Origin of the sequence: Bacillus swezeyi (assembly GCF_030908325.1) — a bacterium.
Lineage (GTDB): Bacteria > Bacillota > Bacilli > Bacillales > Bacillaceae > Bacillus > Bacillus swezeyi.
Genome location: NZ_CP133085.1, coordinates 4,344,070 through 4,364,191 on the forward strand (window position 1 = coordinate 4,344,070; position 20,122 = coordinate 4,364,191).

18 protein-coding genes and 2 riboswitches are annotated in these 20,122 nt (G+C 46.2%); of the genes, 5 read left to right on the forward strand and 13 right to left on the reverse strand.

Going from position 1 to position 20,122, the window contains the following annotated elements:
• Positions 1 to 4: 4 nt before the first annotated feature.
• Together RBH91_RS21705 and RBH91_RS21710 are read right to left on the reverse strand one after the other, a co-directional pair.
• Positions 5 to 643 (reverse strand): hypothetical protein, encoded by a 639-nt coding sequence (locus tag RBH91_RS21705; RefSeq protein WP_307892916.1) that lies wholly within the window; start codon positions 641 to 643, stop codon positions 5 to 7.
• A 2-nt stretch (positions 644 to 645) separates the two neighbouring features.
• The gene (locus tag RBH91_RS21710) at positions 646 to 936 is read right to left on the reverse strand and encodes a DUF4176 domain-containing protein (RefSeq protein WP_307892917.1); all 291 of its coding nucleotides are present in this window, start codon (positions 934 to 936) and stop codon (positions 646 to 648) included.
• Between the two features lie 412 nt (positions 937 to 1,348).
• Positions 1,349 to 1,450, forward strand: a riboswitch (purine riboswitch).
• Between the two features lie 137 nt (positions 1,451 to 1,587).
• Between RBH91_RS21710 and RBH91_RS21715 the strand changes: the two genes are divergently transcribed.
• From RBH91_RS21715 to RBH91_RS21725, 3 genes are all read left to right on the forward strand, one after another.
• A complete protein-coding gene (locus tag RBH91_RS21715) occupies positions 1,588 to 2,781 on the forward strand; it encodes a nucleoside transporter C-terminal domain-containing protein (RefSeq protein WP_307892918.1) in 1,194 nt (397 codons plus the stop codon).
• Positions 2,782 to 2,940: 159 nt separating this feature from the next.
• Entirely contained in the window at positions 2,941 to 3,150 is a 210-nt protein-coding gene (locus RBH91_RS21720; RefSeq protein ID WP_307892919.1) for a helix-turn-helix transcriptional regulator, read from the forward strand.
• Between the two features lie 15 nt (positions 3,151 to 3,165).
• A complete protein-coding gene (locus RBH91_RS21725; protein ID WP_076759859.1) occupies positions 3,166 to 3,540 on the forward strand; it encodes a hypothetical protein in 375 nt (124 codons plus the stop codon).
• A gap of 35 nt (positions 3,541 to 3,575) precedes the next feature.
• Here the strand turns inward: RBH91_RS21725 and RBH91_RS21730 are convergent, their stop codons facing one another.
• From RBH91_RS21730 to tenA, 8 genes are all read right to left on the reverse strand, one after another.
• Positions 3,576 to 5,657, reverse strand: a complete 2,082-nt coding sequence (locus RBH91_RS21730; protein ID WP_307892920.1) for a catalase — start codon at positions 5,655 to 5,657, stop codon at positions 3,576 to 3,578.
• A gap of 132 nt (positions 5,658 to 5,789) precedes the next feature.
• The gene (locus tag RBH91_RS21735) at positions 5,790 to 7,208 is read right to left on the reverse strand and encodes a glycoside hydrolase family 1 protein (RefSeq protein ID WP_307892921.1); all 1,419 of its coding nucleotides are present in this window, start codon (positions 7,206 to 7,208) and stop codon (positions 5,790 to 5,792) included.
• Positions 7,209 to 7,230: 22 nt separating this feature from the next.
• Positions 7,231 to 9,057, reverse strand: coding sequence for a beta-glucoside-specific PTS transporter subunit IIABC (locus RBH91_RS21740; RefSeq protein WP_307892922.1), 1,827 nt, complete (start codon positions 9,055 to 9,057; stop codon positions 7,231 to 7,233).
• A gap of 316 nt (positions 9,058 to 9,373) precedes the next feature.
• On the reverse strand, positions 9,374 to 10,207 hold the full coding sequence (gene licT / locus RBH91_RS21745) for a BglG family transcription antiterminator LicT (RefSeq protein ID WP_307892923.1): 834 nt from the start codon (positions 10,205 to 10,207) through the stop codon (positions 9,374 to 9,376).
• A gap of 221 nt (positions 10,208 to 10,428) precedes the next feature.
• Positions 10,429 to 11,163 (reverse strand): energy-coupling factor transporter transmembrane component T family protein, encoded by a 735-nt coding sequence (locus RBH91_RS21750; RefSeq protein WP_307892924.1) that lies wholly within the window; start codon positions 11,161 to 11,163, stop codon positions 10,429 to 10,431.
• The gene (locus RBH91_RS21755; protein WP_307892925.1) at positions 11,160 to 12,749 is read right to left on the reverse strand and encodes an ABC transporter ATP-binding protein; all 1,590 of its coding nucleotides are present in this window, start codon (positions 12,747 to 12,749) and stop codon (positions 11,160 to 11,162) included. Before RBH91_RS21755 ends, RBH91_RS21750 begins: the two co-directional genes overlap by 4 nt.
• A complete protein-coding gene (locus RBH91_RS21760) occupies positions 12,724 to 13,323 on the reverse strand; it encodes an ECF transporter S component (protein WP_307892926.1) in 600 nt (199 codons plus the stop codon). Before RBH91_RS21760 ends, RBH91_RS21755 begins: the two co-directional genes overlap by 26 nt.
• Positions 13,320 to 14,006, reverse strand: a complete 687-nt coding sequence (tenA, locus tag RBH91_RS21765; protein WP_307892927.1) for a thiaminase II — start codon at positions 14,004 to 14,006, stop codon at positions 13,320 to 13,322. The genes RBH91_RS21760 and tenA overlap by 4 nt, the downstream gene beginning before the upstream one ends.
• A gap of 111 nt (positions 14,007 to 14,117) precedes the next feature.
• Positions 14,118 to 14,222: riboswitch (TPP riboswitch) on the reverse strand.
• A 231-nt stretch (positions 14,223 to 14,453) separates the two neighbouring features.
• Between tenA and RBH91_RS21770 the strand changes: the two genes are divergently transcribed.
• The gene (locus RBH91_RS21770) at positions 14,454 to 14,615 is read left to right on the forward strand and encodes a hypothetical protein (RefSeq protein WP_307892928.1); all 162 of its coding nucleotides are present in this window, start codon (positions 14,454 to 14,456) and stop codon (positions 14,613 to 14,615) included.
• Positions 14,616 to 14,690: 75 nt separating this feature from the next.
• Here the strand turns inward: RBH91_RS21770 and aceA are convergent, their stop codons facing one another.
• Genes aceA through yhfH form a run of 3 tightly spaced genes read right to left on the reverse strand, consistent with a single transcriptional unit; the run spans position 14,691 to position 17,755 of the window.
• On the reverse strand, positions 14,691 to 15,968 hold the full coding sequence (gene aceA, locus RBH91_RS21775) for an isocitrate lyase (protein ID WP_307892929.1): 1,278 nt from the start codon (positions 15,966 to 15,968) through the stop codon (positions 14,691 to 14,693).
• A gap of 16 nt (positions 15,969 to 15,984) precedes the next feature.
• Entirely contained in the window at positions 15,985 to 17,574 is a 1,590-nt protein-coding gene (gene aceB, locus RBH91_RS21780) for a malate synthase A (protein WP_307892930.1), read from the reverse strand.
• A gap of 43 nt (positions 17,575 to 17,617) precedes the next feature.
• On the reverse strand, positions 17,618 to 17,755 hold the full coding sequence (yhfH, locus tag RBH91_RS21785) for a protein YhfH (RefSeq protein ID WP_076759884.1): 138 nt from the start codon (positions 17,753 to 17,755) through the stop codon (positions 17,618 to 17,620).
• 204 nt (positions 17,756 to 17,959) lie between these two features.
• Between yhfH and RBH91_RS21790 the strand changes: the two genes are divergently transcribed.
• Positions 17,960 to 20,089, forward strand: a complete 2,130-nt coding sequence (locus tag RBH91_RS21790) for a glycosyltransferase family 39 protein (protein WP_307894827.1) — start codon at positions 17,960 to 17,962, stop codon at positions 20,087 to 20,089.
• The last annotated feature ends 33 nt before the right edge of the window (positions 20,090 to 20,122 follow it).

Below are 20,122 nucleotides of genomic sequence, written 5' to 3' on the forward strand. Positions count from 1 at the left end.
TCCATCATTTCACTCTTTGCAATTGTTGTGAAATCAAGTTATCGACGCGCTGTAACTCTTCTATGATTTTTTTTGCGTCTTTTGATAGTTCTTTTACTCTTTTTTTAATTTCCGTTATGATCGAATGAATGTGCGACTTCGCTTCAGACCATATAGCATCGACATCATCCCAAGGAAACTCTGTTTCAAACATCATTTCTCTGAGCATTGTATCGAAATGGTGCAAAGCTTCCTCAAGTGTAGACAGATTGGTTTCAAACTTTGCCGTTGCCTGATGCAGCGAATCCGCAGTTATTTTAATTTCACTTTTGACTCTTTCAGTGGAAAATGTATGGCTTCTTTCTGCTCTTGACTCCGGCTGCACATTGGCCGGTTTATCGGATTCGTCTGTCATTTCGACCGCTTTTGCAAAACAGCGCACACTATCGGCAAAATATAATAAACTGCGGCTTGCTTTACTGAAAAAGTTGATGTTGTCGCTCATTTTTTTCTGAAGCGCTGCTGCGGCTTTGCCGCTGTGCCGGTCTAATTCTTCACGAAAAAACACCATGTTCTCAAATACATGGCTAAAGGCGCTTTCCAGCTGACTGATGGTCCCCGCTGCCTTGTTTGAAAGTTCTTTGTTGAAGCGAAAATGTCCCATCATTATTGCTCCTTATCTTCGTTTTTTTCTGCTTCTATTAATAACTCGTCAAGCTGCATTTCTTTTTGATCGACATACCCGTAATGATAAACGACCTCTATATCTTGTTTATTAAACAGAACGAGCTGCTCTTTCGGATCGGTGAAGCCGTTTGGATATTCGACCGCGGCATAGTCTCTGATCACATGATTTGTCTCAGAAAACATTTGCCGTCCGATAACAAGCAGACGTCTTGAATCATTATGTAAGCCGACAACACTGCCGACAGGAAGATAGTTCTTTTTAAAAAGCATAAAATACCCCTCTTTTTCTCTAAAATTGGACATACAGCCAAGTTGTAAAAACATAGGAAAATCATAGCAAAAAAGTCACATCTTATTCAACGAACTAAAGTACCGTGAAATAAGACCTAACCAAAACCAGAGACTTTTGATTTAAAACCCGTTCTTCAAGGGGGGGATTTCGCAATGTATGAGTAAGCCGCTGACATGAAGATGGAATGATAAGATTCATCGCCTTTGCGGAGGGGATTTCGGAAAGAAACACAGTTTCTGCTGCAAGGCGGCATCTGCGTGCAACTGAAACTGTACCCTGCCCTATAATTACGAAAATCCCTCACTTAAAGTTCCATTTTGAAAAAATTTATTATTGTGAAAATATATATTTTGGTTGATTTTCATAGATTCTCAGGATAAAATACAGACAAAAATAATAGAAACTGCTTCTTGTATATAATCAGTAATAGGGTCTGATTGTCTCTACCTAGTAACCGTAAATCGCTAGACTACAAGAAAGTTTGAATAGATTTGAACATTTAAAAAGTGTATTGCCCAAACAATGTATCTATTTTTCATTTGCTCTTATTTTTCATGCTTTCTGATTTTTCGGAACCCATGAAAAATAAGAGCTTTTTTATTTTCAAAAAACTTCTGGGAGTTGAAATCATGTTTTTTCTTATTAATATTTTAGGCATTTTCATTGTCATGGCCGTGATTTTTTTATGTTCCCCGCAAAAGAGAACAGTCAAATGGAGACCGATTCTTTCACTTTTTGCAGTAGAGCTTTTGGTAACGTGGTTCATGCTTGGCACCAAAATAGGCGGAGCGGTGATCAACCTCATCGCCTCATTCTTCTCCTGGCTGATTGGCTGTGCAAGCGAAGGAATCGCTTTTGCTTTTCCGTCCGTCATGAGCAATGAGACAGTAGACTTTTTCTTCAGCGCCTTGCTGCCGATCATCTTTGTCGTCACATTCTTTGACATTCTCGCTTATTTTGGGATTTTAACGTGGCTGATCGATAAGATCGGATGGGTGATTTCAAAAGTGTCGCGGCTGCCTAAATTAGAAAGCTTCTTCTCCATTCAAATGATGTTTTTGGGCAATACAGAAGCGCTGGCCGTTATTCGCCAGCAGTTGGCCGTTTTAAAAGACAACCGCCTGCTGACATTTGGAATCATGAGTATGAGCAGCATCAGCGGCTCCATCATCGGGTCTTATTTAACAATGGTTCCCGCAACATACGTCTTTACAGCCATTCCATTAAACTGTTTGAATGCGCTGATTTTAGCCAGCATCTTAAATCCGGTTGAAGTCAAAAAAGAAGAAGACATCATTTATGTACCGCCAAAAGAAGAAAAGAAAGACTTTTTCTCAACGATTTCCAACAGCATGCTGGTCGGGATGAATATGGTCATTGTCATTCTCGCCATGGTGATCGGCTATGTTGCCTTAACATCATGTGTGAACGGAATGCTGGGACTGATCATGGATGGCCTCACAATCCAAAAAATCTTTTCTTATATCTTCAGTCCGTTTGCATTTTTACTCGGGCTGCCTGTACATGACGCGATGTATGTCGCACAGCTGATGGGCATGAAGCTTGCCACAAATGAATTTGTCGCGATGATGGATTTAAAAACACAATTAGCTTCGATTTCACCCCATACAGCCGCTGTTGCTACGACATTTTTAACATCGTTTGCCAACTTCAGCACCATCGGCATGATCTACGGAACGTATAACTCCTTATTTAATGGAGAAAAATCAGCGATCATCGGAAAAAACGTTTGGAAGCTTCTTGTCAGCGGAATGGCCGTTTCGCTGCTGAGCGCTGGAATCGTCGGGCTGTTTGTGTGGTAGCCAACAGCCCGGTTTACATCGATGAATTATCAGCTTGCCATTAATTTGGCAAGTTTTTTTGATCGATATGTAAAGTGAGCTTTATGTGTGATTTGCTTTACTTTACAATTAGGTTTGATGGGAAAATAACACATTTGACCGTGAAGGGGGATTGTGAGATTGAAAAATAAATTAGCTGAATTTCGAAAACAGAATAAGTATTCACAGAATCGATTGGCTGAATTGCTCGGCGTCAGCCGGCAAACGATTATATCGATCGAAAAAGGCAAGTATAATCCGTCTCTCCCTCTTGCGCTGCAAATTGCGCGTACATTTCATACACAGGTGGAGAGCATTTTTTTTCTAGATGATGAATCGTTAAAACCTTAATGAGGAGGAGATTTTATGACGTATCGAAAAAGCTGCTACATCATTGGGGGATTATTTGTTTTTATATTTGTTGTGCAAATGGTTGTTGGAATAACCACTGCTTCTTTATCTTTGATAGAACTTTTAATGTTGGGGGCAATGGCATTTTTAAGCTTTGCCGCAGGCTATCTCTATCCGCAATTCAAACAAAAGGATGAACGATCACAGCTCATTAGACAAAAAGGAATGGAATTTTCCATGATCGCTTTATCCGTATATTTTCTTGTACTGATTTTAGGAATGCAGCTGGGCTTTATCACATTAGCGGCAGTCGATGTGGTTCGGGTTTTGGTTTCATTGCAGATTATTACAATATTTTCATCATGGATTATTTTATCAAAGAAATTTTAACCTAATGATAAAAGCAGGCACTCAGCCTGCTTTCTTCAAACTTTCCTATTCCAATGGCGATGTCTGGCGATGGCTTCAATCAGGTCTTTGCTGAAAGAATCTGTATCTTTGTGATTGCGGGACGTGATGACGCCGGGTTGTGAGCCAGCATGAGATCCGGCGGCGGACAGCAGCAGGGCAATGCCTTCACCTGAAGCTCCGATCGCTTTATAGTGTCCGAAGGCTTCATGAATAAAGTCCAAAGCGGCTGTCTGCTTCTTCAAACGTTCAACGCTTTCATGGCCGCCCGGAATATAGACGGCGTCATACAGGACTGAATCAACCGTCTGCAATGTATTGACTGCTTCCATTTCTTTACCGTTATCACCTTTGATTATCCCTAAAGCTGTGCTGATGATTTCCGGAATGATGCCGGCTTTATGGAAAGCTTTCATCACTCGGCCGACTTCTGCATCATCAAAGCCGTGCTCAGCTAAAATGGCGACCGTTCTTGTCACAGGGGTTTGAACCGTATTTTCCTGACTCAAGGCCGGAGACTTGAGCGTCACCTTGGAACCCTCGTCTTTTTCAGGCGGTTTTACGCCGACGCCCGCGGCGATTTGCTTCGCCAAATCTCCGTCAACACGGTTGAACATCGTAACGACCTGCCGGCGGACGTCTTTGCTTTTCACCTTTCCGACTTCAAAGCGAAACGCGGAAATGATATGTTCTTTTTCGACAGGGGACATGCTGTTCCAAAAAAGCTTCGCCTGTGAATAGTGATCCTTAAAGCTCTCGCTGCGCTGGCGTATTTTTCGGCCTTCGACTTTTTCTTGGTAATGTACATATCCGCCTTCTTCCTCTGAAGCAGGCGCCGGATCGTTGTTTTGAAGCGAGTTCTTATGATATGCGACAGGCCCTTGGTTGATCGTCATCCGGTGGTAGCCGTCATACTGATTGTTGTGAAACGGGCAGACCGGCCTGTTGATCGGAATTTCATGAAAGTTCGGTCCGCCTAATCGGATCAGCTGTGTATCCGTATATGAAAAGAGCCGGCCTTGCAGAAGCGGATCGTTCGTAAAGTCGATGCCCGGCACGACATTTCCCGGATGGAAAGCCGCCTGTTCCGTTTCCGCAAACACGTTGTCCTGGTTTCGGTTCAGCGTCATCTTACCGATGATTTTGACAGGCACCATTTCTTCCGGCCAAAGCTTTGTCGGGTCGAGAATATCGAAGTCAAACTTGAACTCATCTTCTTCATCTATCATTTGCACACCGAGTTCATATTCCACTTCATCGCCTCTTTCGATCGCTTCCCAAAGATCGCGACGGTGATAATCAGGGTCTTTCCCGGCGATTGTCTGTGCTTCGTTCCAGACGAGTGAATGTATGCCCAGTACAGGTTTCCAGTGGAATTTAACGAAGCGCGCCTTGCCTTGTTCATTCACAAACCTGAACGTATGAACGCCGAAGCCCTCCATCATCCGATAGCTGCGCGGAATCGCCCTGTCCGACATCGCCCACATGATCATGTGAGCCGTTTCCTCATTGTTGGCGACAAAATCCCAAAATGTATCATGCGCCGTTGAAGCCTGCGGCATTTCATGATGAGGCTCAGGCTTAAATGCGTGCACCAAATCCGGGAACTTGATGGCATCCTGAATGAAGAAAACAGGGATGTTATTTCCGACGAGGTCATAGTTCCCTTCCTCTGTGTAAAATTTCGTTGCAAACCCTCTGACATCGCGGACCGTATCGCCTGATCCCCTTGAACCCGCAACCGTTGAAAACCGTACAAACACCGGTGTTTTCACCGATGGATCTTGCAGAAATTTCGCTTTCGTATATTCTGTCATCGGCTCATAAACCTGAAAATAACCATGCGCTCCGAATCCCCTCGCATGGACGACGCGCTCCGGAATCCGTTCATGGTCAAAATGGGTCATTTTTTCGCGGAAATGAAAATCCTCCATCAGCGTCGGGCCCCGCACTCCGGCTTTTAAGGAGTGCTCATCTTCAGATACGCGCAAGCCTTGATTCGTCGTCATCTTTTTGCCCCGGTTGTCAGAACGGTAATGTTCAAGCTGCTGATCCTTGCTATGCTCATTGACCTTCCGGCGTCCTTCATGTTTATTCACTTGTCTTCCCTCCCTATTTTGATCTATGTCGTTTTCTTGATTGCTATTTTAAGATTTACCCTCGTTTTGTTTCTTTCAAACTAAAAAAAGAGGATTTCCAGATTGTCTCTGAAAATCCTCCCGGCGCCAAGCCTAGTCGAGCTTTTCTCCGTTTGAAGCGATCAGCTCTTTATACCAGTAGAAGCTCTTCTTGCGGATACGGCGCAAATCTTTTAAATCAAATTCATCGCGGTTCACATAAATAAATCCGTAGCGTTTGGAGCAGCCTTGATGAGTTGAAATCAAATCGATCGCTGACCAAGGCGAATAGCCGAAAACATCAACACCATCGGTTACCGCCAGCTGAATTTGTTCAATATGCTGCTTTAAATAATCGATGCGGTAGTCATCATTGATGACATCTCCTTCTTCCAGCTGATCAAATGCTCCGAGGCCGTTTTCTGTAATGATCAGCGGCAGCTGGTAGCGATCATAAATCTCACGCAGTGTCGAGCGGAATCCCACAGGATCGATTTCCCAGCCGAAGTCATTTTTCTTCAAATGAGGATTGCTGCTGCCTCTGTATACGCCTGCTTCCCCGGTCTGCAAATGCTGATCACCGCCGCGGGCCGCCGTATCGCTCCCATCATCTCTACTTGCTTCGGCCGTTTGCGATGTGTAATAGTTAAATGCGATAAAGTCCGGCTTGGCGGATTTTAGAATCTCCATGTCCCCCTCGGCAATCTGCGGCGTGCAGCCTTTTTCTTTCATATAGGCCCATGCCGTTGTGTTATACCGCCCGTATACGGCCATATCGAGATAAAGCCAGTTTCGGATTGCATTATAGTTAAAAGCGGCTAACACATCCTCCGGTTGGGAAGAGGCGGGATAGATCAGTGCGATGTTTGGAGCTGGCCCGATTTTTGCTTCCGACAGCAGCTCATGGCACAGATGAATCGCTTTTGCCTGTGCGACAAGCATGTGGTGGTTTTGCTGATACAGCTCTTTTTTTGGATCTTCCAAATTCGGATCAAGCGTCCCCAATGCAGAACCGTGAAGGATCATCATATTTTGTTCATTGATGGTCAGCCAGTATTTTACCCGGTCTCCGTAGTATTCAAAAAGAATTTTTGCATACTTTTCAAACGCATCAATCGTCGCCCTGTTCGACCAGCCGCCTTTTTCCTGCAAAGCGTTCGGCAGGTCGAAGTGATACATCGTCACAATCGGCTCGATATCATATTTCAGCAGTTCATCGATCAGATTGCTGTAAAATTCGATGCCCTTCGGGTTGATGTCGCCATCGCCATCCGGAATAATACGCGTCCAGGCGATTGAAAAACGATATGCTTTGAATCCCATTTCCGCAAACAGTGCGATATCTTCTTTATAGCGATGGTAGTGATCGCTGGCCACTTTAAAATCGGTCGTACCTTCGGGATAGCTTTCGCGTGCATCGATGACAGACGGGCCTTTTCCATCCTCTTTCCAAGCGCCTTCCACCTGGTAGGCCGATGTAGAAGCACCCCATAAAAACCCTTCAGGAAATGGAGCTAATGTGTTGTATTTCATCACTTTTCCCTCCTATGTGTGATTAAATTAATATCATGATCAAATCTTCGGTTTTAACCCGTTTTTGATCGGTTTGAACAACATCACTGTACTGATTTGAATTTGTAACGACTACAGGCGTTTTCACGTCAAAACCTTCACGAATCAAAGCCTCCAAATCGAATTCTGCGAGAATATCACCCCGTTTCACTTTTTGTCCTTGCACCACTTTTGAATCAAAATGCTTCCCTTCCAGCTTTATTGTGTCCACACCGATATGAATGAGGATTTCGGCTTGACTTTCAGTTGTGATGCCATATGCATGCCCTGTCGGAAAGGCAGTTGTCACCACGCCGTCCGCCGGCGCTGCTACGATTCCTTTTGCCGGCAGCACTGCGATCCCTTCTCCGAGCGCTCCGGATGAGAAAACTTTATCAGATACTTCTGTCAACGGCAGCACGTCTCCTTGCAAAGGGCTGTAAATCTTTTCTCCGGAGCCTTTCCCGGTATGCTGCTGCTGTTTCTCGTCAATAGGATCGTCAAAGCCGACAATATAAGTGAGCACGATCGATAAAACAAAAGAGACTGAGATTCCGATGATAAACCCGAGAAAGCCCGGTCCGTAAAATATCGGAATCGTCAACAAGCCCGGTGCCCCCGAGGCGATCGCGACGCTGTGGGAATAGCCAATAATGGCGCCGCCTGCGGCCGCACTGATGACACCGCATACAAAAGGCTTTTTCAGCCTCAAGGTCACACCGTAGACCGCCGGCTCGGTGATTCCGAAAATCCCCGTTATGGCGGCTGATCCCGCCAATGTCTTCAGCTTCTTATTTTTCGTCTTGAGCATGACGCCGAAAGCGGCACCTGTTTGGGCAAACACGGCGGCTGCCGTCGCCGGCTTGATGTAATCTTTCCCATGGACGGCAATGTTATTGAGAATCACCGGAACGATGCCCCAGTGAATCCCGAAGATGACAAGGATTTGCCACAACGCCGCAATGATCGCACCCGCCAGAATCGGGCTGACATCAAACACGGACAGAATCGCAGCGGCGATGCCGTTCCCCGTATATACGCCAAGCGGACCAAATACGATCAAGGTTAGCGGCACCATCACGACAAGGCAGATTACGGGGGTGATAAAGTTTTTCACGCTATCATGGATGATACGCATGCAGTACTTCTCAAGCCAGCTCATCACAAATACGGCAAGGATAATCGGAATCACGGTGGAAGTATAATTCATCAAGACAACGGGAATCCCGAAAAACTCCGTATCTGCACCGCTGTTTTTCAATTCAAGAATGGATGGATAAATCAACGCCCCTGCCATTGTAAGGGCCACAAATAGATTCGCCCCGAATTTCTTTGCGGCCGTAACGGCCAGCAGCAAAGGCAGAAAGTAAAATAAACTGTCGGCTGCCGCGTACAGAATGGTATATGTCGTCTCTTCGGCCGTCAGCCAGCCCGCGTTCGTACAAATCAAAAGCAGCCCTTTTAAAATCCCGGCTCCCGCCATCACGCCGAGCAGAGGCGTAAAAATACTGGACACGACATCTACCAATCTTCCTGCTATATTTCCTTTTTCTTTTTGGCTTTGATCAGCCGCGGAATCTTCCAGTATATTGGATATCCTGCCAATCTCTTTGTATACTTCAGGAACGTGGTTGCCGATGACGACTTGGAATTGTCCTCCGCTCTCGACCACCGTCAGAACCCCGTCGGTCTCTTCAAGCGCTTTCTTATCTGCCTTGGAGCGATCCTTCAGCTTAAAACGCAGCCGTGTTGCACAGTGGACTAGAGAAACAACATTTTTTTCTCCTCCGATATGCCTCAAAATTTCCTTGGCTAATGATTGAACATCCATCCATGACCATCTCCCGTCTCCTAAAAGAACCTATGTATGTAGTAAAAAATAAAAAACCTAAACTAAAGCCCGTTTCAAACGGCTTAGTTTAGGTTTTGCCTGCCGAACAGTAACAATCCTTGCTGTAATCATTATGAAAATGAAAAAAACCTAAATCACTATGAAAAACAGGCGCACAGCTGCCCCGCATCACAGTCATTTAGGTTTTGCCTGCATGATCAGTAACAATCCTAAAGAATACATTTATGAGTCGATTTACATCAAAATTAGCACACATTCAACCGATTGTCAACGCTTTCATTTTTGTATCATCCCCTTATGCTTGGTGAACGACCCTCTCGATATGAATCGTTAAATACAGCAATTCTTCACTTGTCAGATCATGCTGGTATTCCTTTTGAATGTACTGTCTGATTTTATTTGTGCATACATAAGCATCCCGGTATTTATTTTTCACAGTTTCAAATAAAAAATCATCTTTGCTTTCCATATAGGTTCCGCTGAACAGCCGCTGCGCAAAAAACTTTAAATGGGTAATAAACCGGTAATAATGGAGCGATTCTTCATCAAAATTAATATGAAAATGGTATTTGACGATACTCAAAATTTCTTGCATGACTTTCGTGATATTCACGATATTCGGCATTTCTTCATTCAATTCAGCGTTTACGATATGGAGCGCGATAAAAGCGGCTTCATCTTCGGGCAAAGTGATCCCTGTCTTATTTGCGATGATCTGCAATGCTTCCTTGCCGATGGCAAACTCGTCTTTATAAAGGCGTTTCGTCTCCCAAAGCAAAGCATTTTTAATATCCAAGCCCTTTTTGTGCCTTTCGACAGCAAAATGGATATGATCAGTCAGCGATACATAAATGCTGTCATTCAGCTTTTTGCCGAGCTTCATTTTCGCATAGCTGATAATCTCCTCAGACATTTCCATAAACTCGATCGGGATTTCATCTAAAAGCGTTTTAAACCTTTCTGATACATCTTTATTATCAAGCCTGAAAATCTTCTCAATTCTCTTTTCATCCACCTGCTCGCCAGGCTTTTTTTGAAAAGCGATTCCTCTGCCCATGACCACTAATTCCTGACCTTGTTCATTTAAAACACTGATCACATTATTGTTGATCACTTTGGCAATTTTCACATCGCGCCACTCCCATCTTGTTTTAAATAAGGGGATTTTCTATATTTCTTTTTTCATATGTTACACATTGATTGTACAACCTATTTTGCCTAGGTCAATGTTTTTCAGTCAATCTCCCTTGAATGTTTTATATTACCAGAACCCCTGTCCTTGCAGCATTTATAAAAAAAAGAGCCGCGTCCGGGCTCTGAAACCATAAAAATGTTAATCATTTCCTTTAATTAAGCTGCAAGCAATATGACCGCCACAGCAAAAAGCAAACCTGCTAAATATGCTCCATCTTTTACGGATAGCCGGGTCGTTTGATAGTACGTCCTGTCTCTCGTCCCCGTAAATCCGCGCGCTTCCATGGCAACCGCGATTCTTTCCGATTTGCGGATGCCTTGCGAAAACAGCGGCAGTGAATAGCGGATAAAGGCTTTCCAGCTGTTTTTTTGCTTATAGCCTCTGATTTTATGGGCAGCTTTCATCTGCGCCAGCTCTGATTGAAAGAGCGGAACAAAGCGAAAACCCGCCAATAGACCGTACGCCCATTTAGGTGACAGCCGGCATTGATGAATCAAGCTCATGATGAACTGTGTTAAATCTGTTGTTGACGTAAACAGCAGTCCATAAGTGACAAATCCGAGCATCCGCAGCGCAATCGTCAAGCCATTGCTCACGCTTTCCTTTGTGACATGGAACCAGGCCCATTGCCACAGCGTTTCTTCTCCTTTACCAAAAGCGGCCATCATCCAAAATACGAGAATGAAAAACACGAGATAAGGCAAAAGACGCTTAGCCAAATAGGCCAATGTCCAGCCGCCGAGAAAGACGCCGATGGAAACAGCGAGCAGCCAAATTAATAAGGTTGCTTTCGGATCTGATACAGCCATTAGAATACACATCGCCAACAGATGGGAAAAAAGCTTGGCGCTCGGATTCAGTTTTGAAAGAAGCGAATGATTGCTTTTCATATCAGCACTTTCTCCTTTGCGGCGTGCATCAGCTGGTAATGAAGGGGCGGGATCAATGAGAACTCTCGAATCAGGCTTTGATCGGAAAATAATTGATATGGTGTTCCCTGATAAGCCGCCTTCCCCCGGTGGAAAACGATGACTTGATCCGAATGCTGGTCAACGATATCCATATCATGGGTAACCATGACGATCGTCGTTCCGCGTTCTTGGCGATCTTTTAACCGCCTAATCAGTTCTCCTGCCGTTTTTTCGTCCTGGCCGAATGTCGGTTCATCAAGCAGGAGCAAATCTTGGTCAAACAAAAGCATCGTCGCTACGCTTAAACGCCGTTTCTGCCCCAAACTTAATGTAAAAGGATGTGCCTGTGCATGAGAAGTCAGCCCGAATTCCTTCAGCAATTCAGCCGTTTTCCCCTCGATCTGCTGCTCTGGCCAGCCTCTCTGTCTTGCGCCAAATGCGATTTCCTCAAACACTGTATCTTGAATAAATTGAAGCTCCGGATTTTGAAAAACAAAACCGGCCTTTTCATACAATAGGCGGTCAGACCATTTTTTCAGGTCGCAATCCTCTAAATAAAGCCGGCCTTTTTTCACTGCTTCCAGCCGGATCAAGCTTTTTAAAAAGGTGCTTTTTCCGCTGCCGTTCTCCCCGATAACCGACACCCATCCGCCTTTTGGAATTTGCACATTGATGTCCTCTGCCACCGTCTTTTTCCGATAGCCGATTGCCGCATCTTCGGAGCGGATCAATGCGGCGCCGCTTTTCAGATCGCTTTTTTCCGCCAGTGCTCTGATTTTCAGCCGGGCGGAGAGCTTGACGGCAAGCGGATGACGTTCATCATCGACGACTTCACGCCATGAAGCCGGATATAGCTTCGGCTGCCATATCCCTGCCTCTTTCATTTCCTGCTGATAGTCATGCAGAATGTCTTCCGGCTTCCCGTCGGCAATGATCCGTCCGTTTTTGCCTAAAAGGATGACGCGATCCATCCATTCGATGCAGCCGTCCAGCACATGTTCAATAAATACCATCGTCTGCCCGTTGTTTGCGGATAGATCTTTCAGTAAAGCAAATATCTCCTTTCTGCTTGCCGGATCGAGCTGTGCGGTCGGCTCATCAAAAAACAGCACTTCCGGCTCCAGAGCCAATAGACAGGCTAATGCGAGCCGCTGTTTCATCCCGCCTGACAAGGTTTCGATTGGCGTCCTCCTGTCGATGTCCAATCCGACCTGCTCCATTACATCCCCGATCATTTGATCCATATGTTGACGGGGAACAGACCTGTTTTCAAGACTAAAAGCGATTTCTTCGTCAACATGAAGCATGCAAAACTGTGAATCCGGGTCCTGAAACATAACGCCCGCACTCCTTCTGCGGTTTATTTCACCGCTGACATCCGCTTCAATGTGTTCGGGAATAATCCCGGACAGAGCCGAAATAAGCGTCGATTTTCCGCTTCCGCTCGGCCCGAGTATCAACACTTTCTCTCCTTTTTGAATCGATAAGGTGACGCGGTCCAACATCGTTTCAGACCGATGGTAAAAGCGAATGGAGAGATTATTGCATCCTAGATATGAATTCATTTGATTCATCCTTTTTACGGTGCTCCTTCATGATTTCATACTGATCAAGGACACCCGTTTTCGCGAGTGCTCCGACAACGGCTTTGGCAAGCCAGCCGCCCAGAATAATGCCGCTGATGATTTGAATGGCTAAGGTCAGAATCAGCGTTTCCGTCGTATAGTAGGCAAAACCGTTTGCCATCAAGCTGTATGCCATGCTGCCGACCGCTGCCAGCGCACCGGAAAGCATAAGAGTAAACAGGTTATAGCGCTTATAGCGAAACATCGCAAACGCGATTTCCGCCCCGGCACCTTGGAAAACGCCGATCAGCAATGCGGACAAGCCAAAATGGCTGCCTGTCAACAGCTCAACCGCTGCTGCGGCCGTCTCGGCAATCAGAGCTGCCCCCGGTTTGCGGATGATATAAGCAACGATCGGACTGGCAATCACCCAAATGCCAAACATTAAGTTTGCGCCGACAGGGCCGACAATGGCCGATACAGGAATCCACAACGTAGACCAGCCTAAGTAAATGACACCGCAGGCTACCGCTAATATCACTGTCATTACGACTTCTTTCATGTTCCAATTCATCGTCTCGCCTCCTCCATTTCAACCGGCCAATTTTCAACTGTGTAAGCCATCTCCCAAAATCCGTATTCCAGCTGGCAGCTCTGCAAAAAAAGCTCTTTCATTTTTTGTTTTTCGGCCTCGCCCGCTGCTTCTGCCCATTCGTCCAAACGGGTGCAGAACATCGTCGTGATTGAATCGGTTCTGTCCCCGTAAAAATGAATCCAGTCATAGAATGGATGCGACGGATCAGGCTGCACTTCCTTCAGCAGCTTTTTGCCAATCTCCCAATAAGTCCACGGACAAGGCAATAAAACGGCTACAATCTCTCCAAGCGTGCCTTCATGCGCCGCCGTCAGCAAATGGCGGATATAATGATGGGCAGACGGGGCCAGCGGATAGCCTTGCAGAGATTCATAGGCTACGCCTGCAGCCCGGCACAAATTGTTATGCGGATGCACTTCACTGTTTAAAACAAAGGAAATCTGCTGGTGAAACATTTCCATGTCTTTGCGATTCTGACACTTTGAAATTGCAATTCCATAGATTTGGATAAAGGAATTCAAATACTCATAATCTTGTTTCACATAATGGATCAGCTGTTCCTTTTCCAGGCGGCCTGAGGCCAATCCTTGTACAAATGGATGCTGAAAAATCGCTTCAAAAATGGGGTCTGCCTCACGGCGTAGTTCTGCTGAAAAACTCATGACAGAGAGCCTCCTTCATCATTTTAAGGAAGGCACAGGGGGAAATAAGCGGCTTCTTTTATACAAAAAAGCCGCCCCAAAATGGAGCGGCTTTGACATGATAACATCATAAAGACACCGACTCCACTTCCCTACGCTAGTATGAACTAGATCAGGTTCAAAGGGTCCAAGATTACTTCTTGTCTCAGCCAGCTTATGGCTCCCCTAGTGGACTTCCTATTACATTAACTTTTACTCTACACATCAAAGTTCATGATGTCAACCTGTGACGGGTTTGAAGAAACTTCCGACCATTGTGTCCAAGCCGCTTTCTTCTGCCTGGCGGGTTTTTGTCAATATGATTTACACAATTTTAAAATATTTATAGAAAAATATAAATTTTCTGAAACTTTTTCCTAGCTCATCCGTCTAATATATAGAAAACAAAAAATTTTTGGAGGGGATATTATGATGATGTTTATCTTGATTTTGACAATGGCTGGGTATTTGTTTTACTCTTTCAGCAAAGACAATCGGCCGGCCAAAAGAAGTGACAAGGCTCAGCATCGTAAATTGACTGTACTTCGGGAACATCCTTTGACAGCCCCTTCCAATGACGCAAACTGCTAAATTCACATTCCATACACCATCAATAAGCTAGCCGCCTATTTAAGATAGGCGGCTTTTTCATGTCCTTAAGGCTGTTTACGGCTGAAACTGCTCTGCCTCCGTCGAGCCTTTCAGCGCCGTTGTAGAAGAGGTTCCGCCTGTGACGACCTGCGCCACTTCATCAAAATAGCTTGTTCCGACTTCGCGTTGGTGCCTTGTCGCCGTATATCCGTGTTTTTCACTGGCAAACTCAGCCTGCTGCAGCTCAGAGTACGCCGCCATCCCTCGATTGTTATATTGGCGAGCCAACTCAAACATCCCGTGATTTAATGCATGGAATCCTGCAAGTGTGACGAATTGAAATTTATAGCCCATTTCACTGAGCTGTTTTTGGAAATTCAGAATGCTGTTATCATCCAGTTTGGCTTTCCAGTTGAAAGAAGGAGAGCAATTATAAGCGAGAAGTTTGCCAGGGAATTTCTCATGGATCGCCTGAGCAAATCGGCGCGCTTCTTCAATGTTCGGTTCAGATGTTTCACACCAGATCAAGTCGGCATATGGCGCATATGCCAAGCCTCTGGCAATCGCCTGATCAAGACCCGATTTTGTTTTGTAAAAACCCTCAGATGTGCGCTCTCCCGTCAAAAACGGCGCATCATATTGATCAATATCGCTAGTGATGAGATCGGCCGCATTCGCATCGGTACGGGCGATGAGAATGGTCGGCACTCCCATGACGTCTGCGGCAAGGCGCGCGGCAATTAAATTGCGAACCGCCGTCTGCGTCGGAAGCAATACTTTTCCGCCCAAATGGCCGCATTTTTTCTCAGATGAAAGCTGATCTTCGAAATGGACCCCCGCGGCGCCAGCCTCAATCATGCTTTTCATCAATTCGAACACATTGAGCTGTCCGCCGAAGCCTGCTTCGGCATCGGCTACGATCGGCGCAAACCAATCTATATCATCTTTTCCTTCCATATGGTGAATTTGGTCTGCACGCTGAAGGGCGCGGTTGATTCTTTTGACGACATCTGGAACGCTGTTTGCCGGATACAGGCTTTGGTCTGGATACATGCTTCCAGAAAGGTTTGCATCCGCAGCCACCTGCCAGCCGCTTAAATAAATCGCTTTCAATCCCGCCTTGACTTGCTGCATCGCCTGATTCCCGGTTAAAGCGCCAAGCGCAGCAATGAAATCCTCTGTGTGGAGAAGCTTCCACAGCTTTTCGGCGCCGTGCCTTGCGATCGTGTATTCAATCTCCAGCGAACCCCTCAGGCGAATGACTTCAGATGCCTTATAAGGTCTTGTGATTCCGCCCCAGCGTTTGTCATGCTCCCAGCTTTCTTCAATCTGCCTTGCCTTTTCTGCCATCATCATGAAATTCCTCCCATTACATTTTTTCATAAGCGGGAATCGTAAGAAACTCCGCAAATTCATCATCTAAAATCAGTTGTTCAAAAATCTGTCCTGCCTCTTCGAACCGGCCGCTCTGAAATTGTTCCCTACCGACTCCACCGATGATTTTCTCCATTTCTTCCTCTTTCATCGTCTTGAACATCTCAACCGTCACTTCCCTGCCGTCGTCAAGAATCCCTTTTGGATGGCGAATCCACTGCCATAGCTGGGCTCTCGAGATTTCAGCCGTTGCCGCATCCTCCATTAAGTGGTCAATCGGTGCTGCACCTCTGCCAGACAACCAGGAAGCGAGATAGCGGATGCCGGCGCTGATATTGGTGCGGACGCCTTCTTCCGTAATTCGGCCTTTCGGCACTTCAAGCAAGTCTTTCCCCTCAATCTCGACATCTTCTCGTTTTCTATGAATCTGGTTTTCCGTCGGCATATGTTCATTAAATACGTCAAGGGCTGTTTGAATCATCCCAGGATGTGCGATCCATGTCCCGTCATGGCCGTCTTTTGCTTCCCGCTCCTTATCTTCACGGATCTTTGCGAAAGCGGCTTCGTTAATTTCCGGTTTGTCTTTAGCGGGAATCTGCGCCGCCATCCCTCCGATGGCATGGGCATGCCGTTTATGACACGTTTTGATGGCCAAAAGGGAGTAGGCTCTCATGTTGGGGACTGTCATCGTCACGGCTGAGCGATCAGGAAGGATGACTTCATCCCGCTTCTTGAATTTCTTAATGAAGCTGAAAATATAATCCCATCTGCCGCAGTTGAGGCCGGCTGAGTGTTCCTTCAATTCATACAAAATTTCATCCATTTCAAAAGCCGCCAAAATCGTTTCGATCAAGACCGTTGCTTTAATCGTGCCCTGTGGAATGCGCAAGTCATTTTGAGCATAGACAAACACGTCATTCCAGAGTCTTGCTTCAAGATGGTTTTCGATTTTCGGAAGGTAGAAATAAGGGCCGCTTCCTTTTTCGATCAGCGCTTTTGCGTTATGAAAGAAATATAGGCCAAAATCGAATAAGCTCGCTGACACAGGCTTGCCGTCAGCCAAAACATGCTTTTCCTCCAAATGCCAGCCCCTCGGCCTGACCTTGATGACAGCCGGGTTTTCCTTCAGTTGATAGCGCTTTCCAGCCTCATTCGTAAAGGAAACCGTCCCGCGGACCGCATCTCGCAAATTGATCTGGCCTTCTATACAATTTTTCCATGTCGGCGAATTCGCATCTTCAAAATCAGCCATAAAAACCTTTGCTCCTGAATTCAGGGCATTGATCACCATTTTTCTGTCAACCGGGCCGGTTATTTCAACCCGGCGATCTTCCAAATCCGGCGGAATCGGTGCGACCGTCCAGTTTTCTTCCCTGATATGCTTCGTCTCTTTCAAAAAATCGGGATTTTTCCCTTGGTCAATTTCTGCCTGAACGATTTTTCTGAGGTTTAATAAATCCCGCCTTCTGCCGCCAAAATGGTACTCAAGACGTCCGATAAACTGAAGCGCTTCCTTTGTTAAAATCTCTTCATACTGGGGATTCATCGATCCGGTAATATAAATCCTTTTCACTTCTGTTTTCATTTTTCTCCCCGCCCTTTTCATCATTGTTATCAAACAGTTTCCCTTACTCGCCTTTCTTAGCAAGACAGCGCTCACATTCCATGAAATAGGATTCAGCCTGCTCCTCCACCTGCTCCCCGCATTCAGGACACGTTTTTTTGGGAAGCGTTCTGAAAAACTCCATCGGGCTTTTCATGCTCATTGTTTTCACTCCTTTTATAACACAGATTGTGTTTTTTGTTTCTGTTGTAGTACAGTATACTGCGCAAAAATGAAAATGTACACACTTTTTCCAAAAAATATTTATTTTTTTCCATTCAAACAAAAAATAGAATGTTCTCTTTTTATTCATAACTTGTTCATATTTTTCTTTTAGAATAGGGATTATAAAGAGGTGAACTTGATGATGAAAATAAAAAAACCCGATTTCATTCTTGCTGCAATTTTGTTGGCAGCCCTTATTCTGAATACATATAACATTTGGCAGGATGATGCTGCCAACCAGTATTATTTAGCAGCGGTCAAAAGCATGACGCAAAGCTTTCACAATTTCTTCTATGCTTCATTTGACCCTTCCGGATTTGTATCAGTTGATAAGCCGCCGCTTGTTTTATGGATTCAAACGATTTTTGCGAAGATCTTCGGCGTCCATACGTGGAGTGTGATTTTGCCGCAGGCGCTGGCAGGGGTCGGTTCTGTCTATCTGCTCTACATCATGATAAAGCCCAGATTCGGAAAAGGCGCAGCACGCATCTCAGCTCTTGTGATGGCGCTGACCCCGATCGCCGCGGCCGTCAGCCGGACGAATAATATCGACAGCATGCTCGTGTTTACACTGCTATTCAGCACATGGTGTCTAATGAGAGCGCTCAAACAGGGCAAGCTCATCTGGCTATTGGCGGCATTCGGCCTCGTCGGACTCGGATTCAATATGAAAATGCTTCAGGCCTTCATGGTGCTCCCGGCCTTTCTGCTGTTTTACCTGATCGCGGCAAAGGCGAAATGGAAGAAAAAAATCATCTCAGCTGTACTGTCGCTTATTGTCCTCACCGGCATATCACTTTCATGGGCGTTTGTCGTCGACTATACATCAGCGGACAGCCGTCCTTATGTCGGAAGCAGCCAAACCAACTCCGTGCTTGAGCTGGCTTTCGGCTACAATGGCACAGAGCGCCTTCTCGGGCAAACGACAGGCAACGCACGCGGCGACATGAACGGCTTTGGAGGGGATATGCAAGCGCCGGGCGGAAAGAACTCGTCTGACGGCAATTCTCAAGCACAGGATGGAAACAAGTCATCTGACGGCTCCAATGGTCAAAACGGAAACATGCCTAACGGCAGCATGCAGCCGCCGGGCGGAAACGATTCATCAGATGGCCATTCTCAAACGCAAGACGGCAACACTCCTAACGGGGGTATGCAGCCGCCGAACGGCGGACAAGGCGGACCTGGCGGAGGAAACGGAGGTCCAGGAGGAGGCAATGGCGGCGGACAAAGCATGAACATGTTCGGCACCGGCGACGCAGGCCCGCTGAGACTCTTCCAATCGGCGCTTTCCGGCCAAATCAGCTGGATGCTTCCGTTCGCATTGTTCGGACTGCTTGGTATGATCATCAGCTGGTTCCGCGACCGCCGCGAAAAAGCGGATGAAATGAAAGAAACCCTTTTCTGGGCCGCATGGCTCGTCCCTGTCGCCGGATTTTTCAGTATCGCAGGGTTCTTCCATCATTATTACTTGATCATGCTGGCACCGCCGATCGCCGCGCTGTCCGGAATCGGATGGTACGCCATGTACGGCTTATACAAAAATCAAAAAGACTGGGCAAGCTACCTGCTTCCGGCAGCCGTATTGATCACGGCCGCATTCCAAGTCTATATTTTAAGTAGTTATACGGAACAAATCGGCAGCGCCTGGATGTCCGTCTTGGCAATCCTGGGACTCGGCGTCACCATCGCCCTTCTCATGCTCAAGCGAAGCCATCCGTTCGGCAAGCAGCTGACCATCATCAGTTTATTCATTCTTCTTCTCACACCTGTCTATTGGTCGGCGACACCGCTTTTATACGGCGGAAACAGCGTCCTTCCTGAATCAGGACCGCAGCTGAAAAGCTCAATGGGAGGAAGCGGCGGCGGAATGTTCAGTTCGGAAATGGATGAAGGGCTGCTCTCATACCTTCGGGAACAAAATACGGGCGAAGAGTACTTATTCGCTACCTTGACGACAGTGACCGCAGCACCGTATATCATCAATGCCGACGAATCCGTCATGGCGCTCGGCGGCTTTAACGGCACTGACCCAATCCTGACGGTCAGTGAGCTGAAGAATCTCGTCAAAGAAGGAAAAGTGAAATATTTCCTGATCAGCGATAACTCAGGCAACAGTGAGCTCGTCTCTTGGATCAAAGAAAACGGAACCGAAATTGCGTCTGACGAATACAGCAGCCCCTCAAGCAACACAGACAGCACCACACAGCAGGGCATGAGGGGCGGCCCTGGCGGCAGACAGCAGGAAACGCTTTATAAAGTTGAGTTGTAAGGAATGAAAGAAGCCCATCGGTAGAAATCCGAT